Here is a 15,616-nt window from a genome sequence, read left to right as displayed (position 1 = left end):
CCCTGCTCACCCCGGGCCTGCCCACCGCCGCTCCTTCGGCCTGCTGTGGCCGCAGCAGGCCGCCATCGGCTTCCCTGCGGACACTGATCGTGGGGTGGTGCGCCCCGGCCGCGACCGCGGCCGGGGCGCACCACCGGTTCAGCCGACGCGCAGGGTGAGCGCCGCGGTGTGGAGCTTTCCGGCGGTCTGGAACTGGAGGAACAGCCGCCAGTTCCCGGACCGGGCGAACTCGGCGTGGAAGGTCAGGGACGGCCCGCCGTGGTCGCCGTCGACCTTCGTCTCCGGGTGGAGGTGGGCGAAGGCCTGGTCGCCCTGGTGGAAGGCGGTCAGGTGGGCGTAGGTGTCGAGGTACGGCTGGAGGTCGGTGACCGGCTTGCCGTCCTTGGTGACCGTGGCGGTCAGCTGGTGGGCCATGCCCGCCATCGGCGCGCCCTTCACCGTGAGGGTGTAGCCGTCGACGGTGGCGGTGCCGGACGCCTTCGGCAGGGACGACGGCATGGCCATGCCGGGCACCTTCACGGTGCGGCTGAGCACGAAACCCTTGCCCTTGCCGGCGCCGCCGTCCGGGGTGAAGGAGGCGTACAGCCGCCAGGTGCCCGGCTGCAGCGCCGCCAGCGGCGCGGTCCAGGTGCCGTCCGCGGCCATGGTGGGGTGCAGGTGCTGGAAGCCGCTGAGGTCGGAACGGATGGCGTAGAAGTGCATCCGCTTGGTCTGGTCGACGGCGAAGCCGGTGACCTGCCTGCCGTCCGGGCCGGTGATGGCGAAGCGGTAGTCGGCCGCCCTGCCGGCGGGCAGGGTGGTGGCCGTGGAGGTCATCTTGTAGCCGTCCTTGGCGGCGGCCAGACCGTTGCCGGTGGACGCGGTGCCCATGCCGGGCATCGCCGCCATGCCGTCGGACGACCCCGAGGGGGAGGGCGAGGCGCTGTGGTCCATGCCGGCCATGCCGGAGTCGTGGCCCTTGCCGGAGTCGGAGCCGGAGCCGCAGGCGGCGAGGGTCAGGGTGAGTGCCGCGGTGGCGGCGGCGGCCGCGAGGGCGCGACGGGGCGTGCGGAAACGCTGGGACATGAGTTGTGTCTTTCCAGGTGGGCGCCGTGAGCCGGCGCGGGTGAACGTGAAGGAGCCGTACGGGACCGCGGCGATGGGCCGCCGGATCCCTCAGGGCGCCTCACGTCCGCGCGATGCACACCTGGAGCAGGAGTTGACGCCCGCCGGCCGGTGGACCCCGGCGACGGATGCCGTGGGAACCATGCCGGGCCCACGGCAGCAGGACGGCGGCCGGGAACACGAGGGCGCTCGCCGCGATCGGAGGCGACGGCATCGCGGACCGGGGCGTCGTGGCCAGACACAGCGCGCCCCGCATGGCCTCGTCCGTGCGCGGGGCGGCCTCGGCGGCTGCGGCCGCGGGATGGGCGGCGGGGTGCACGGCTGTCGGCGCGGTCGCCGGCCGGACCGGGTCCGGGTGTCCGGCCGTCATCGCGGGTGCCGGTCGCATCGCGTCCATGTGCGCGGCCGCCCGCGCGGGTGCCGCGTGCGGGACGGCGGTGTCCGTGTCCGGCATGGCCCCGTGGCAGCCGCCCGCGGCCGCGGCCGGGCCGCCGTGCATGAGGAACAGCCCGAGCAGGACGGCGACCAGAACACAGGCCCGCACCGACTGACGGATGCGGGCCCGGGCCGTTCCGACGGCGGGCTGCGCGAGGATCACGGCTCCCACCCTACGGGAGCGCACGAGCGGGAACGCGGGAAGCGGGCCGAACGGGCGAGGGAGGGGAGGAGGGGTGCCGTGGGCGATCGATATACCGGTAGGGGGTATACCAAAATGAGGTGCGGGTTCTCTTGCGTCGTATACGGCGCACGGCGCTGCCTCCGGCGGTGCCGAGGCGCTCGGCCGGCCGTCAGGAGACGCCGGCCGTCCTCAGCAGCAGATGAAAGTCGTGGGCGGCCTCCGCGGTGGCGAGGGTCGCCGCGGTCAGGACGGCCGCCGTCGCCGCGGTGAGGGCCGGGTGGCGGCCCAGCGGCGGGGCCAGGAGGGCGGCGACGCGGCGCGGGACCGGGCCGGCCTTGGCGAGGGGGCTGCGGCGGCCGAGGATGCCCAGGGTCGCACCGGCGAGACGGGTCAGGGCGGGGGTGCGGTGCGCGGCGAGGGCTGCCTTGCCGACCGTGCGGGCGACCCGCCTGCGGTCACCGGTCGAGGCGGCCGCGTTCTCGTCGGCCCAGCGCTCGACGGTGTAGGTGACGGCGGTGGCGAGGGGGCGCAGGAACGGGTTGGCGGCGGCGCCGAGCTGGGCGAGGGCGACGAAGGCGTAGTGGTGGGCGGTCAGATGCGCGCGCTCGTGGGCGAGCAGGATGTCGTGTTCGGACGCGTCCAGGCTGTGCAGCATGCCGGTGGAGACGACGACCCGGCCGGGCAGTCCCGGGATGGCGAAGGCGTCGGGGGCGTCGTCGGGGACGACGACCAGGCCGTCCCGGGCGGGCATGCAGGCGGCTTCCCACGCGGCGGCGGCCAGTGAGCGGGCCCGTCGCCACAGCATCCGCGCCGCCATGAGCACGGCGCCGCCGAGCAGCAGGCCGGCGATCAGCGAGACGGACAGCGCGGCGGGGTCCTCGTGCTGTGCGGTGCCGGCCGACCAGTGGCCCAGCGCGGCGAGCTGCGGTACGCGGATCAGGCCGGCCACGGCCAGCAGGCCCAGCGAGATCGTGCTCGCCACGCCCAGGACCAGGGCCGAGGCGGTGAGCAGCCAGGTGGCCAGGCGGGGTTCGCAGCGTTCGGCCAGCGGGCGGGCGCCGAGCGGGGCGATGAGCGAGAGCAGCAGCGGCAGATAGACGGCGACGTGCATTCCGGGCGGCCCCTTCCTGTGCCTGCCGGACCTACGGGCTCCTGTGGTCCTGCGGGTTCCTGCCGGACCTACTGGCCGGGGTGCTGGTCGGGGCCGAGCAGCTGGCGCAGCAACTCGGCGTCGTTGTCGGACAGTTCGTCGGCGAAGCGGGCGAGGACGGCCTCGCGGTCGGGCCGCTCCTCCAGGACGGTGCGCATCCGGCGGGCGGCGAAGCCGGCGTCGTCGGTGACGGGTGCGTAGGCGTACGCCCTCCCGCGTGGCGTGCGGCTGAGCAGGCCCTTGGCGTGCATGCGGGTGAGGATCGTCACCACGCTGCTGTAGGTGAGCTCGTCCCCGAGCCGCTCGGCGACCTCCCCGGGGGTCAGCGGGTCCTCGGCCCGCTGCAGCAGGCCGAGGAGCTCGGCCTCGCGCACTCCGTTGGCCCGCCTGGGGCCGCGTCCCTGTGTGTGGGCGCCCATGGGTTTGTCGTTCTCCCACTCATCTTCTACAGTCGCGTAGAACTTCTACGGCCGTGTAAATGCTGCCGTCGCCCGAGTGTGCCATGCGCCCCCGCCCGGGGGACAGGCGGGACGGCCGACAGCGAGGACGGCGAGGACGAAAGGGACCCGATGAGCGCCATCAGCCTCGGTCAGGCCGTTGTTCTGGGCATCGTCGAGGGGGTGACCGAGTTCCTGCCCGTCTCCTCGACCGGCCATCTGAAGATCGCCGAGGGGCTGATGGGCGTCCCGGTCGAGGACACCTCGGTCGTCGGTTTCACGGCCGTCATCCAGGTCGGTGCCATCGCCGCCGTGCTCGTGTACTTCTTCAAGGACATCAAGCGGATCGTCTCCGCCTGGGGACGTGGTCTGACCCACCGTGAGGAGCGCTACCACCACGACTACAAGTTCGCCTGGTGGGTCATCTACGCCACCATCCCGATCGTCGTGGTCGGCCTGGCCGCCAAGAAGCTGGTCGAGGGCCCGCTGGGCTCGCTGTGGGTGGTGGCCGGCTCGCTGATCGTCGGCTCGGGTGTGATGTGGGCGGCCGACCAGATGGGCCGGCACAAGCGCGGTGAGGACGACACGTCGTTCAAGGACGCGATGTGGGTGGGCTGCTCGCAGATCCTCGCCCTGCTCTTCCCCGGCTTCTCCCGCTCCGGCGCCACCATGTCCACCGCGCTCATCCTGGACCTGGACCGCGTCGCCGCCACCCGCCTGTCCTTCTTCCTCGGCATCCCGGCCCTGACCGGCGCCGGCATCTACGAGCTCAAGGACGCCGTGGGCGCGGGAGTCGGCGCCGTCCCGCTCGCCGTGGGCACCGCCGTCTCCTTCGTGGTGGCGTACGGCTCCATCGCCTGGCTGCTGAAGTTCGTCGCCAAGCACTCCTTCAACGCCTTCGTGGTCTACCGCGTCGTCATCGGCGTGGGCCTGCTGGGCCTGCTGGCCACCGGGGTGCTGAACGCCTGACCCTGCGGACGGCCGAGGCCCCCGGACCCTGAGCGGTCCGGGGGCCTCGGTAATCCACCGGCGTTGCCGGTATCGCGTTACGGCGTCCGGGTCTTCCAGATGCCACGGCCGTGCGTGGCCACGTACACCTGGCTGCCGTCCGGGCTCGGCGAGAGGTAGACCGCCGGCGCGGTGGGCAGGTTCGTGCCCAGGCGCGCCCAGTGGCCCGCCGAGGTGCTGGTGAACACGCCCAGGTCGGTGGCGACCACGAGGGTGCCGTTCCGGGTGATCAGCGCCGAGTTGGCCGGGGCGTCCGGGAAGGAGTCCGAGGCCGCGGGGTCACTGCTGGCGTCCGTCCAGGTCGCGCCGCCGTCGGTGGTCTTCCAGACGTGGCCGTAGCCGGCGCCGGGGCCCTCGTTCCAGTGCCGCGAGAAGCCGTTGATCACCGCGTAGACCGTCTTGCCGGAGGCGTCGGACGGGTCGATGGCCAGACCGGAGACGTAGCGGTTGGGGAAGGCGGCGGGCAGGCTCACCTGGTGCCAGGTGCCGCCGTAGTTGGTGGCGATGCCCCGCCCGAAGGTGCCGTCGACCTTGGAGCAGGGGCCGCACCAGGCCGCCCACGTCACGTGGTTGCGGCTGGCGACCGCCGAGGCGGAGTGGCCGGCGCCCAGGTCGTACAGCTTCGTCCAGTCGGCGCCGGAGGTGCTGTGCCAGGTCCTGGTGTTGCCCCAGACGTACTGGCCGCCCGCGACCCACAGGCCGTTCGGGTCGGTCTCGTCCGCGCTGAACGGGGCGATGAAGCGGGCGCCCGGGTCGCCGGGTGCGATGTCGGTGATGACGTCCTCGGAGCCGTCGTCGCTCGCGGTGTAGCCGCAGTTGTTCGTGATCTGCAGCGCGAGGTCGACGTACTCGCCGACGGTCTGGCAGCCGTTGTCCGGGTTGACCAGCTGGTCGCCGCCGTCACCGCCGAACGGGGAGACCATCTCGCCGTCCGGGTTGAGCTGCTGCCCCTGGTACGTGGCGCCCTTGGGAGCGAGCAGCGAGACGCCGTTGTCCTGCAGGCCGCCCCAGACGGCGTCGCCGCTGCCGTCGGTCGTCCTGCCCGCGCGCACCGAGTAGTACTGCAGGTCGCGCAGGGTGCCGGACTCGTTGAGGTTGCGCCAGCCGGCGGTCGTCTGCGCGGTCGGGCGGGCGTAGGCGCCGCCGTCGTTGCCGACGAACACCTCCGGCGTGCCGCCCTTCCACTGCGAGAAGGCGAGGGCGTGCTGGTCGGAGTGCATCACGTCGCCGTCGCAGGAGTTCGCGGCCGGGTCGTACGAGAAGCACTTCATGCCGAAGTCCCAGTACCGGCCGATCGCCTTCCAGGTGGCGCCGCCGTCCCGGGACTCGAACATCTCCTCGAGGCCCAGGTAGACGTGGTTCGGGTCATTCGGGTCCACCGCGACGACCTGGTCGTACCAGGCCTGGGAGCCGGGCTGGTAGCCGGAGCCGATCGCGTTGATCTTCATCGCGGAGCCGCTCGCCGACAGCGACGAGGAGGTCGCGATCTGCTGGAACGAGCCGCTGGCGTTGCCGCTCCGGCTGACGTACACGCCCGCGAGGACCGAGTACACCCCGGAACCGGACGTCTTGTTGAGGAGCTTGGGGGACTCCATCGAGACGTACAGCCTGCTGCCGTCGGCCGCGTAGGCGAAGGCGGCGTTGCCGATCTCGGCGGGGTTGATCGCGCCGGTCGGGTTGGACCGCTTCCAGGTGGTGCCGGCGTCGTCGGAGTAGTAGAAGCCGTTGTAGTCGGCGCCGCTGCGCCAGGCCACGTTCGCCAGCAGCTTCCTGCCGTCGCTGCCGGGCTGTACGGCGATGTCGTTGGCGATGTCCGCGTAGTGGCTGTCCACCCCGCAGCCCACGCCACTGATGCCGATGCCCGCGCAGGGGGCGAGGACCTTCGACCAGGCGGCGTCCTGCCCGGCCGACAGCGGGCGCCGGAAGACGCCGTGCGAGGAGGCCGCGAAGACGTAACCGGCGGCCTGGTCGAAGGTCAGGGTGTGGACCGAGCTGGAGTCCAGTTCGGTGCCGCCCACCTTGTCGCTCTCGCCGAACGAGCCGGTGACCGGGTCCGCGAGCCGGTAGACGCCGCTGCCCAGGTAGTTGTCGGAGGCGGTGGTCGCCTCGCCGGTGGCCAGCCACAGCGCGCCGTCGGGCGCGACCGCGAGGGCGCCCACGGACAGGGCCGGCAGCCGGTCGGCGATCGGCGTCCAGGTCTTCCCGTCGTCGGCGGACCGGAACACACCGCCGCCCGCGGCGCCCGCGTACACGACCCCCTGATGCGTCGGATCGGTGGCCAGGGCGGCGATACGGCCGGCCGAATGACCCGCGCCGCCGCCGGAGTTGGAGGCCGACTGGTCGCGGTAGTGCAGCGCGTCCTCGTTGTACGGCGAGGTGGTGACCTCGCTCCAGCTGCCGGACGCGACCGGCATGTTCTTGATGTGTGCCCACGCGCCCGCGTACGCGCCCGGCGCGAGCTGCCCGCCGGGCGAGAGCCTCGGCTCGTTGAACGAGTCGACGGACTCCATCAGTTCGTGGGACTCCTCGCCCGCCACGTCATGGCGGCCCGATCCCGAGTCGCTGTCCACTCCGTACGCGGCGACGGGTCCCGTCCCCGCTATCAGAAGTGCGGCGGCGACGACGGCGAACGCCGCCCGCCCACCGCCCTCCGCCCCGCGGCGCGGTCTGCGCCGTGCGGAATACACACGCATGGACTGTCTCCGGCTTCTTCGGCGTAAGTGGCAGCCGCCCCTACGGCCGCACTTGATCTCCTACTGCCGAGCGCCGGAACCGTACTCCCGTGCCCTGCCTCAACCCCAGAGGCTTACAGCGAATTTATAGGCTGACAAACGTAACGATTGTCAAAAACCGCCTCGTTCGCCGCTTCACGCCTCGGAGTAACAGCACGCACTCACCACTTGCAGCGCAGCGGACCGGTTCTCCGTTACTGACAAGGGCCCGGGCTCAGCTCAGCTCGGTGGTGAGCTGGACCAGGCAGGTGGCGTACTGGGTCAGCATGAACGCGCGGTAGGGCAGCCGGCTGCGGCGGCGGGGGGCGTCCGAGGAGGTGGTGCGCACCAGGCATGCCGTCACCACAGCCCCGGCCAGCAGGACCGCGGCGGAGGCGAGCAGGGACGGCACGACGACGGCGGCGGTCGTCAGGTAGGCGAGCGCGAGCGCCACGGGGTTGAGCGCGCAGACGACTCTCGCCCGCCGCTCGCCCCAGCGGATCAGTGCCGTGCGCCGCCCGGCCGCGGCGTCTCCGCGCACGTCGGACAGGTCCTTGACCAGTGCTCCGACCGCCCCCATCCACAGGGTCAGCGCGCCGCCGAAGACGATCACGGGGAGGGTGTCCGCGCGGCCGCCCGCGGTCGTCCAGCCGGCGGCGAAGGTCAGTCCGCCGAGCAGCAGGACGGCGGCGACGGTCGTGGACGTGCGCCGTTTGAGCGCCACGGCCGGGGCGGAGTAGGCGTGGCCGCACAGCAGATGGACGATCACCAGCGGTGTCAGTGCCGGTACCCCGCTCGTCACGGAGACCAGCACCGCGAGGACGGCGCAGGCGTGGGCGACGGTCCGCGCGCGGAGGGGCGGCAGTTCGCCCCTGCCGATGGGGCGGCCCGTTGCGTTCAGCCGGTCCTCGGGAGCGTCGTGCACGCCGTTGATCACGTACACGTACAGCGTGGCCAGGGTCCAGGCGGTCGCGCCGGCGGCCAGGGCGGGGAGATCCGGGGCCGCCGTCCCCGTACCCATCAGGAACGCCACCGCGAACCGCAGCAGGAACACGGCCTGTACGGACGGTCTGGCCTCGGCGAGGCACAGCACCAGGGTGCGCGCCGCCGACGGCGGGCGTCTTCGGGCACGGTCCTGCGACGGGCGGCTCTCCGTGACGCCGGTGGACCGCTGTTCGGTGACATTCATGATCAAATCATTGCATTCGAGGGAGAGGTCCGGACGGCCCGAGATGCCGCGGCCGTCCGGACCCGCTGTCGCCGGCCGTGCCGCTCGTCCGCGGTCAGTCCACCGCGCTGAGGCGCGCCCGTGCGGACTCGACGGCGGCCGCGTTGACCGCGTGGGGAACCGGCCTGCCCGCCAGCGCGTCGTACACGGCCCGCACGGCCTCCCGGCCGGCCCGGTCCTGCGCCTCGCGCGTGCTCGCGCCCAGGTGCGGGGTGGCCACGACCGCGTCGAGGTCCAACAGGGGCGACCCGATGGGGGGTTCGACCTCGAAGACGTCCAGCGCGGCTCCGCCGACCGAACCCTCCCGCAGCGCCGAGAACAGGGCCGACTCGTCGACGATGCCGCCGCGCGAGGTGTTGACGAGGTGCAGGTTGGGCCGGGCGAGCGCCAGTTCGCGCCGGCCGATGAGGCCGGTGGTCTGCGGGGTGCGGGGCAGATGGACCGTCACCACGTCGCTCCGGGCCATCAGATCGTCCAGCTCCAGGAGCCGGCAGCCGTGCGTGGCCGCGTCGGCGGCCGGGACGTACGGGTCGTAGGCGAGCAGGGTGACGTCGAAGGCGGCCAGCCGCCGGGCGACGAGCCTGCCGACGTTGCCCAGGCCCACGATGCCCACGGTGCGGCCCGCGAGCTCGCTCCCCTTGAACGCCTGGCGTTCCCAGCGGCCCGCGCGCAGCGAGGCTCCGGCGGCCTGGACCCCGCGCAGGGAGGCGATGATCAGGCCCACGGTGAGTTCGGCGACGCTGAGCACGTTGGAGCGCGGGGCGTTGGCGACGAGGACGCCCGCGGCCGTGGCCGCGTCGATGTCCACGTTGTCCAGGCCCACTCCGGCGCGGGCGACGACCCGCAGGTGCGGGGCGGCGGCGATGGCCTCCGCGTCGACCTTCGTGCCGCTGCGGACGAGCAACGCGTGCGCCTCCGTCAGTGCCGCGCGCAGCGCCGCCGGATCGGTGCCGTCGCAGTGGCGGATGTCGTGGGCGTCGAGGCCGGCCAGTGTCTCGGGAGGCAGCGGGTCGCTGACGAGGACGACGGGGCGGTTCACCGGGCGACGCCCGCCATTTCGGCGTCCGCCGGTTCTGCGTCCGCCGGTACTGCGTCGGCTGCCTCGTGGGCCGGCAGGTCGCGGGGGAGATCCAGCTCGTGCCAGATGGCGTCCAGCGCGTCGGCGAAGATGTGGATCTGCGACTCGGTGTGGTGGGGGGTGGGGGTCACCCGCAGGCGCTCGGTGCCGACCGGGACGCTCGGCGAGTTGATGGGCTGCACATAGATGCCGTAGCGGTCGAGGAGCGCGGCCGCCACGCTTCGGCACTTGTCGGCGTCGCCCACCAGGACCGGCACGATGTGTGCCGCGTCCGACACCACCGGGATGCCCCGCCCGGCCAGCAGGCGGTGCAGCAGCGCGGCTTTGCCGCGCAGGTCCGTGCGCTCGCGGTCGGACCGCTTGAGATGGCGTACGGCGGCGAGCGCGCCGGCCGCCACGGCGGGCGGCAGCGAGGTGGTGAAGATGAACGCCGAGGCGAAGCTGCGGACGGCGTCGATCACGGGTGCGGGCCCGGCCACGTATCCGCCGGCGATGCCGAACGCCTTGGCCAGGGTGCCCTGCACGAGGTCGAAGCGGTCCGCGAGACCCAGCTCGGCGGCGAGGCCGGCGCCGCGCGGGCCGTACATGCCGACGGCGTGCACCTCGTCGAGGTAGAGGAAGGCGCCGTGGGCGCGGGCGATGTCGGAGATGCGCTCCAGCGGCGCCCGGTCGCTCTCCATGGAGTAGATGCTCTCCAGCGCGACGATCTTCGGCACCGCCGGGTCGGCGGCGGCGAGCAGTTCCGCCAGGTGGTTGGCGTCGTTGTGCCGGAAGATGCGCTTCTCGGCCCCGCTGTGCCTGATGCCCGCGATCATCGAGGCGTGGTTGAGCTCGTCGGAGAAGACCAGGCAGCCGGGCAGGCGGCCGGCGAGCACCGTCAGCGCGGCGTCGTTCGCGGCGTACCCGGAGGGGAAGATCAGGGCGGCCTCGGTGCCGTGCAGGTCGGCCAGCTCCTGCTCCAGGAGCACGTGGTAGTGGTTGTTGCCGGAGATGTTGCGGGAGCCGCCGCTGCCGGCGCCGGACTCGTCGATCGCCTTCCGCATCGCCTCCAGGACGAGCGGATGCTGCCCCATGCCCAGGTAGTCGTTGCTGCACCACACGCTGATGCGGCGGCCGGGGTCGTCGGGGCCCGTGCCGTGGCTCAGGGCGTGCGGGAACTCCCCGGCCCTGCGCTCGATGTCGAGGAACGTGCGGTAATTGCCCAGTGTCCTGAGCTTCTCTATTTCCGCGGCGAAAAATCCTCGGTAGTCGTACAACGGTGCACCCTTTCTGGTCGGTGATTCTGGCGGTGTCTCTCTCCGGCGTGGCGAAGCTAGCGACGTCACCGCAGGTCACGGAAATGTCGAGAGTGCGACAGCTATGCGCGAGTTGCATTTATGCGACTTCCGTATGGGTCGTCGGCATCGTGTATTTCACTCACCGGGGGGCGCACGCCTACGTTTTTTCTTCATGTCATCCGGAAACACACGCATCGAGGAGCGGAACGGCTCTTTGGAGGCGTCGGCGGCCGAGCCCGCCTACGCGCCCCTGGGGCCCAGCCTCCTGGTGTTCGTCATCACCGCCGTGCTGGCGACCGGTCAGATGTACGCCGTGATCCCGGTCATGGACGCGATGGCCGCCGCCTGGCACGTCGGCACCTCGTCCCTGACCTGGATGGCGAGCGCCTTCGGCTTCGGCTACGCGGGCGGCTTCGTCCTCTTCGGACCGCTCGCCGACCGCTTCGGCCACCGCCGCATCGTGGTCACCGGCATCGCCGCCACCACCGTCACCACCCTGCTGGTCGCCTGCGCGCCCGGGCTCGGCGTGGGCATCGCCCTGCGGGTCCTGCAGGGCGTGACCGTCGCGGCCTTTCCTCCCACCGCGCTGTCGTACATCGCCGAACGCATCCACCCCCGGCACCGGATGGTCACCACGACGGCCGTCACCACGTCCTTCCTCGCCTCCGCCGTGATCGCCCAGGTCGCCTCGCAGGCCCTGGCCTCGGCGTTCGGCTGGCGCGCGGTCTTCGTCGCGGGTGCCGCCGCGTTCGCGGTCATGGCCGTGGCGCTGCGCGCCGTCATGGTGGCCGACCTGCCGCCGAAGGCGACCTCCCCGCTGGCCGCCTACCGCGCCATCCCGAGGACCCTGGCCACCCCGGGGCTTCGGCTGCTCTACCTGGCCACACCCGCGGTGTTCGGCTCGTTCGTCGCCATGTACACGGGCATCCAGCTCAGCGGTACGGTGAAGGACGGTCAGGCCCTGCTCGCCCTGCGCGCCAGCTCGCTTCCGGCCATGATCCTCATCCCGGTCCTCACCCCCTGGCTCAGCCGGGTCCCGCACGCCCTGCGGGTGGTCCTCGGCATGGTGCTCGCGGCCGCCGTCACCGTCACGACCGGTGTCCTGGCGCCGGGCACCGGCGGGCTCGCGGCCCTGCTGCTGGTGTTCGTCGCCGCGATCACCGTCGCCACGCCGGCCATGGTCGCCACCGTGGCCGAGCGCTCCGGGGCCGCGCGCAGCACCGCGCTCTCGCTGTCCACCTTCTGCTTCTTCGTCGGCGCCAGCCTGGGGCCGCAGGTCGCCAGGGCCCTGGTCGGGCACGGATTCGGGGCGCTGATGTACGTGCTGTCCGGGGTGCTGGCCGTCGCGGCGGTCATCGTCTTCGTCACGCGCAGGGCACCCGCCACCGCCGACTGATCCCGGCAAGCCCCCACCCTGGACCCAACCTGGAGAGACCCGATGGACCTGGACCTCAAGGAACCCTTCGCCACCCCCACCGTCATCGGCGCCCCGGTCGGCAAGTACAGCCACCTCGCCGCCACCCCGCCAGGCCACCGCCTGGTGCAGATCGCGGGGCAGGTGGGCACCCTGCCGGACGGCTCGCTCGCGGGGCCCGACGTCACCACGCAGACCCGGCAGATCTTCGCCAACATCGAGGCCCTGCTCGGCACGCTCGGGGTCGGCCCGCGCGAACTGGTGAAGCTGACGACGTTCGTCTCCGGGCGCAGCTGCCTGCCCGGTTTCCTCACGGCACGCGACGAGGTGTACGACCGCTGGTACCCCGACGGCGTGTACCCGGCGCACTCCCTGGCCGTGGTCGAGGGACTGGCCCTCCCCGAGCTGGCGGTGGAGATCGAGGGCATCGCGGCGGTCCCGGAATGAGCCCCGACGCCCTGAGTGTCCTGGCCTCCGCCTCGGGTTCCGGCGGCGGGGAGTGTGCCCCGGCTTCCGGCGGCGGGGACTCTTCCTGGGCCTCTGCGGGCACCCCCACCACCCCGCTCGACGCCCAGGCATTCCGCGCCCTCTTCCCCGCCCTGCGGCACACCGTCTGGCTCGACACCCCCGGTGCCCCACCCGCCGCCGAGCCGGTCCACCGGGCCCTGGACGACGTGCTGACCGAGTGGCGTGAGGGGCGGTTCGAGTGGCTCGACTGGGACGCGGCGGCCGGGACCGCCCGCACCCTGTTCGCGGACCGTCTCGGCATCCCGGCGGCCACGGTCGCCACCATGGCGTCCGTGGCCGAGGCCGCCGCCACGGTCGCGGCCACCCTGCCCGCCGGGCGCGTCGTCGTACCGGCCTGCGAGTTCCGCAGCAACCTCCTGCCGTGGACGGCACTGGACCCCGCCCGCCACGAGGTCGTCCTCGTCCCGGCCCGCGACGGCGCCGTCCGCACGGAGGACCTCGTCGCCGCCGTCGACGAGCGCACCGTACTGCTCGCCGTCAGCGAGGTGCTCAGCCGCGACGGCGTACGAGCCGACCTCCCCGCGCTGCGTGCCGCCACCGACCGCTGCGGCGCCCGCCTGTTCGTGGACGCCACCCAGTCCATGGGCGTCCTGCACCCCGACCTGAACCGGGTCCGGCCCGACTACCTCGCCGTCCACGGCTACAAGTGGCTGCTCTGCCCGCGCGGCGCGGCCTGGCTGGCGGTGCGCCCGGACCGCTTGGACGAACTGGCCCCGCTCATGCCCAGCTGGAAGTCCTCCCCCGCTCCGCACGCCTACTTCGGGGGCGGTCTCGACCCGGCGCCGGGCGCGGCACGCTGCGACACCTCACCCGCCTGGTTCTCCTGGATCGGCGCGAACGCGGCCCTGCGCCTGGTGGGCCGGCTCGACCCCGCCGAGGTGGAGCGGCACTGCCTGTCCCTCGCCGACGAGTTCCTCAGCGAGGCCCGGACGCTGGGCCTGCGGCGGGTCGCGAACGGCGGCCCCTCGCACATCGCGGTGGTCAGGACCGACCACGCCGAGCGGCTGGCCCGCCGGCTGGCCGCGCGCCGGATCCGGGCGACCGCGCTGGCCGACCGGCTCCGGGTCGGCTTCCACTACTTCAACGACTCCTTGGACGTCCACACCGTGCTCAGCGCCGTACATGAGGCGCTGGCGCACGGCTGACCCCGCGTCATCGGCGTCGCCCGTGTGCAGCCCCTGACCTCCCCTGAGGTCATCCGCGGGAACTCCTCGGCCGACGTACCGCGTGTAATCTGCACGGAGATGAATGACGATCAGGGACATGTCGCTTCTGTCGTGGAAGCACTCTCCGCGGCCCGGGAGCCGATGCTGCGCGCCTACCGGGACGCCCTCCGCGACAGCGGCAACCTGCTGTGCGACCCCCCGCACTGGGACGCGTGCGTGCGGCAGGCGGAGTCCATCGTCGACGACTGCGTGGCCGCCCTCACCGGCGACTGGGAGCAGCCCGACGACCGCTCGCTGACGGCCTCTGCGGCGCTGGGCAGGTCCAGGGCCCTGCGGGGAGTGCACCCCGCGCACTCGTTCCACGCCTGCACCCTGCTGTTCGAGATCTTCCTCACCCACGCCCAGCAGGCCGTGCTCCACCTCCCCAGGGAGACGGCCGACCGGCTGCTGACCCGTGTCCTGCGCGTCTACAACAGCAGCGTCGGCCTCCGCGTCGACTCGGCGATGCAGGCGTACGACGCCTTCCTGCTGACCGAGGTCAAGAAGGCGAACTCCGACGACCGGCTGCAACTCGCCCGGGACATCCACGACCACCTCGGCAGCTCGCTCGCCCTCACACTGCGCTGTCTCGAACTGCACGAGGCGCAGGAACTCGACGGCGCGCCGGGCAAACGGCTCAAGAGCGCCTACGACGCCCTCCGGGAAGCGCTGAGATACACCCGCGAACTCGTCGGCGACCTCCGCATCTCCATGCCCCGTACGGGAATCGAGGCATCCCTCAGGGAGTTCACGGAGAGCGCCGCGTTCGACACGCCCACGACCAGGATCCAGGTCAGCGGCGACGAACAGTGGCTGGACCAGCGGTTCCGCGCGGAACTCTACGTCGTCCTGCGCGAATGCCTGCGGAACTCCTTCAACCACGCCGAGGCGTCCGTGATCGACGTGGTCGTCGACATCGCCCCGCGGGAGGTCACCGCCTACGTCGAGGACGACGGCAAGGGCTTCGACGTCGCCGCGGTCCTCCGCTCCGACGTCTCCTCGGGCCTGTCGTCGGTCCGCGAACGCGTCGTCGGCCTGGGCGGGCGGGCCCGCTGGACGAGCACCCCCGACACCGGCACACGGGTGATCCTTCGCATACCGTACGTCAGGAGCGGCGACGCCTCCGTGCGCGCATGAGCCGAGGAGTGGCCCCGATGACCGAGCGCATCCGCATCGTCCTGGCCGACGACCACCAGCTGCTGAGAGGCGCACTGGCGGACATCCTGCACCTCGACGAGAGCTTCGAGGTGGTCGCCGAGGTCGGCGACGGCGCCGCGGCCGTGGAGAAGGCGCGGGCCCTGCAGCCCGACGTCGTGCTGCTGGACGTCGAGATGCCGCACAACGACCCGCCCCGCACCGTCGAGCGGATCATCGCGGCATCGCCCCGCACCCGCGTCATCGTGCTCACCATGCACGACGACGACCCGGTGCTGATCCGCACCCTCGTGGCCCATCGGATCAGCGGGTTCCTGCACAAGGGAGTGAGCAGGAACGAGCTGGTCGGCGCCATCAGGGAGGCCGTCACCTCCCCGGACCGCGTCACCATATCCGCCTCCCGCGAGGCGATCCTCGGCGTCTCCCGGGCGACGGACCTCCCGGCGGCCGCCGAGGACGACGGCACGGCGACCTCGCCCAAGGAAGGACCGCTGTCCGTACGGGAGTTGCAGGTCCTGACCTACGTGGGCACGGCACTGAGCAACCGGCAGATCGCGACGCGGCTGGACATCACCGAGACGACCGTCAAACGCCATCTGCGCAACATCTTCCGAAAGCTGGGCGCCACCTCACGCCTGGATGCCTACAACAAGGCGGTCGCCGCCTCTTTGCTGACCCCCGTCAGAGCTTCTCGATGACGTG

At 72.5% G+C, this 15,616-nt stretch carries 14 protein-coding genes; 6 read left to right on the top strand and 8 right to left on the bottom strand.

Annotated features, from left to right (window positions below; genetic code table 11):
* Window positions 1-138 precede the first annotated feature (138 nt).
* The 4 genes from LMU33_RS17550 to LMU33_RS17535 form a co-directional block, all read right to left on the bottom strand.
* Window positions 139-1,065, bottom strand: coding sequence for a DUF8832 domain-containing protein (locus tag LMU33_RS17550; RefSeq protein ID WP_228621325.1), 927 nt, complete (start codon window positions 1,063-1,065; stop codon window positions 139-141).
* Window positions 1,066-1,165: 100 nt separating this feature from the next.
* Window positions 1,166-1,702 (bottom strand): hypothetical protein, encoded by a 537-nt coding sequence (locus tag LMU33_RS17545; protein WP_228621324.1) that lies wholly within the window; start codon window positions 1,700-1,702, stop codon window positions 1,166-1,168.
* A 190-nt stretch (window positions 1,703-1,892) separates the two neighbouring features.
* Window positions 1,893-2,834 (bottom strand): M56 family metallopeptidase, encoded by a 942-nt coding sequence (locus tag LMU33_RS17540; protein ID WP_228621323.1) that lies wholly within the window; start codon window positions 2,832-2,834, stop codon window positions 1,893-1,895.
* Between the two features lie 68 nt (window positions 2,835-2,902).
* Window positions 2,903-3,292, bottom strand: coding sequence for a BlaI/MecI/CopY family transcriptional regulator (locus LMU33_RS17535; protein WP_228621322.1), 390 nt, complete (start codon window positions 3,290-3,292; stop codon window positions 2,903-2,905).
* A 150-nt stretch (window positions 3,293-3,442) separates the two neighbouring features.
* Here LMU33_RS17535 and LMU33_RS17530 point away from each other — a divergent pair, with 150 nt between their 5' ends.
* A complete protein-coding gene (locus LMU33_RS17530) occupies window positions 3,443-4,279 on the top strand; it encodes an undecaprenyl-diphosphate phosphatase (protein WP_228621321.1) in 837 nt (278 codons plus the stop codon).
* Window positions 4,280-4,356: 77 nt separating this feature from the next.
* On the opposite strand, the gene LMU33_RS17525 is transcribed toward LMU33_RS17530, so the two are convergent.
* The 4 genes from LMU33_RS17525 to hemA form a co-directional block, all read right to left on the bottom strand.
* Window positions 4,357-7,011, bottom strand: a complete 2,655-nt coding sequence (locus LMU33_RS17525; RefSeq protein WP_228621320.1) for a WD40/YVTN/BNR-like repeat-containing protein — start codon at window positions 7,009-7,011, stop codon at window positions 4,357-4,359.
* Between the two features lie 253 nt (window positions 7,012-7,264).
* Window positions 7,265-8,218, bottom strand: coding sequence for a UbiA family prenyltransferase (locus tag LMU33_RS17520; RefSeq protein ID WP_228621319.1), 954 nt, complete (start codon window positions 8,216-8,218; stop codon window positions 7,265-7,267).
* A gap of 94 nt (window positions 8,219-8,312) precedes the next feature.
* Entirely contained in the window at window positions 8,313-9,296 is a 984-nt protein-coding gene (locus tag LMU33_RS17515) for a hydroxyacid dehydrogenase (RefSeq protein WP_228621318.1), read from the bottom strand.
* Complete coding sequence (gene hemA, locus LMU33_RS17510; RefSeq protein ID WP_228621317.1) at window positions 9,293-10,591, bottom strand: 5-aminolevulinate synthase; 1,299 nt, start codon at window positions 10,589-10,591, stop codon at window positions 9,293-9,295. Before hemA ends, LMU33_RS17515 begins: the two co-directional genes overlap by 4 nt.
* Before the next feature lie 193 nt (window positions 10,592-10,784).
* Here hemA and LMU33_RS17505 point away from each other — a divergent pair, with 193 nt between their 5' ends.
* The 5 genes from LMU33_RS17505 (at window position 10,785) to LMU33_RS17485 (ending at window position 15,612) form a co-directional block, all read left to right on the top strand.
* Entirely contained in the window at window positions 10,785-12,008 is a 1,224-nt protein-coding gene (locus LMU33_RS17505; RefSeq protein ID WP_228621316.1) for an MFS transporter, read from the top strand.
* Window positions 12,009-12,050: 42 nt separating this feature from the next.
* Complete coding sequence (locus LMU33_RS17500) at window positions 12,051-12,473, top strand: RidA family protein (RefSeq protein WP_228621315.1); 423 nt, start codon at window positions 12,051-12,053, stop codon at window positions 12,471-12,473.
* Window positions 12,470-13,699: an aminotransferase class V-fold PLP-dependent enzyme gene (locus LMU33_RS17495; RefSeq protein ID WP_283844160.1), complete on the top strand. Its 1,230-nt coding sequence runs from the start codon at window positions 12,470-12,472 to the stop codon at window positions 13,697-13,699. The genes LMU33_RS17500 and LMU33_RS17495 overlap by 4 nt, the downstream gene beginning before the upstream one ends.
* A 132-nt stretch (window positions 13,700-13,831) precedes the next feature.
* Complete coding sequence (locus tag LMU33_RS41690) at window positions 13,832-14,896, top strand: sensor histidine kinase (RefSeq protein ID WP_228621313.1); 1,065 nt, start codon at window positions 13,832-13,834, stop codon at window positions 14,894-14,896.
* Window positions 14,897-14,913: 17 nt separating this feature from the next.
* Window positions 14,914-15,612 (top strand): response regulator, encoded by a 699-nt coding sequence (locus tag LMU33_RS17485; protein WP_228621312.1) that lies wholly within the window; start codon window positions 14,914-14,916, stop codon window positions 15,610-15,612.
* The last annotated feature ends 4 nt before the right edge of the window (window positions 15,613-15,616 follow it).

The sequence above is a fragment of the Streptomyces barringtoniae genome (assembly GCF_020819595.1).
GTDB classification, from domain to species: Bacteria; Actinomycetota; Actinomycetes; order Streptomycetales; family Streptomycetaceae; genus Streptomyces; species Streptomyces barringtoniae.
This window is presented reverse-complemented; position numbering and strand designations above follow the sequence as displayed.

What these genes read in the sequence shown, in the direction of transcription:
- LMU33_RS17550 (WP_228621325.1), bottom strand. Translation starts at nt 1,065, where the DNA reads ATGTCCCAGCGTTTCCGCACGCCCCGTCGCGCCCTCGCGGCCGCCGCC.
- LMU33_RS17540 (WP_228621323.1), bottom strand. Translation starts at nt 2,834, where the DNA reads ATGCACGTCGCCGTCTATCTGCCGCTGCTGCTCTCGCTCATCGCCCCG.
- LMU33_RS17535 (WP_228621322.1), bottom strand. Translation starts at nt 3,292, where the DNA reads ATGGGCGCCCACACACAGGGACGCGGCCCCAGGCGGGCCAACGGAGTG.
- LMU33_RS17530 (WP_228621321.1), top strand. Translation starts at nt 3,443, where the DNA reads ATGAGCGCCATCAGCCTCGGTCAGGCCGTTGTTCTGGGCATCGTCGAG.
- LMU33_RS17525 (WP_228621320.1), bottom strand. Translation starts at nt 7,011, where the DNA reads ATGCGTGTGTATTCCGCACGGCGCAGACCGCGCCGCGGGGCGGAGGGC.
- LMU33_RS17520 (WP_228621319.1), bottom strand. Translation starts at nt 8,218, where the DNA reads ATGAATGTCACCGAACAGCGGTCCACCGGCGTCACGGAGAGCCGCCCG.
- LMU33_RS17505 (WP_228621316.1), top strand. Translation starts at nt 10,785, where the DNA reads ATGTCATCCGGAAACACACGCATCGAGGAGCGGAACGGCTCTTTGGAG.
- LMU33_RS17500 (WP_228621315.1), top strand. Translation starts at nt 12,051, where the DNA reads ATGGACCTGGACCTCAAGGAACCCTTCGCCACCCCCACCGTCATCGGC.
- LMU33_RS17495 (WP_283844160.1), top strand. Translation starts at nt 12,470, where the DNA reads ATGAGCCCCGACGCCCTGAGTGTCCTGGCCTCCGCCTCGGGTTCCGGC.
- LMU33_RS17485 (WP_228621312.1), top strand. Translation starts at nt 14,914, where the DNA reads ATGACCGAGCGCATCCGCATCGTCCTGGCCGACGACCACCAGCTGCTG.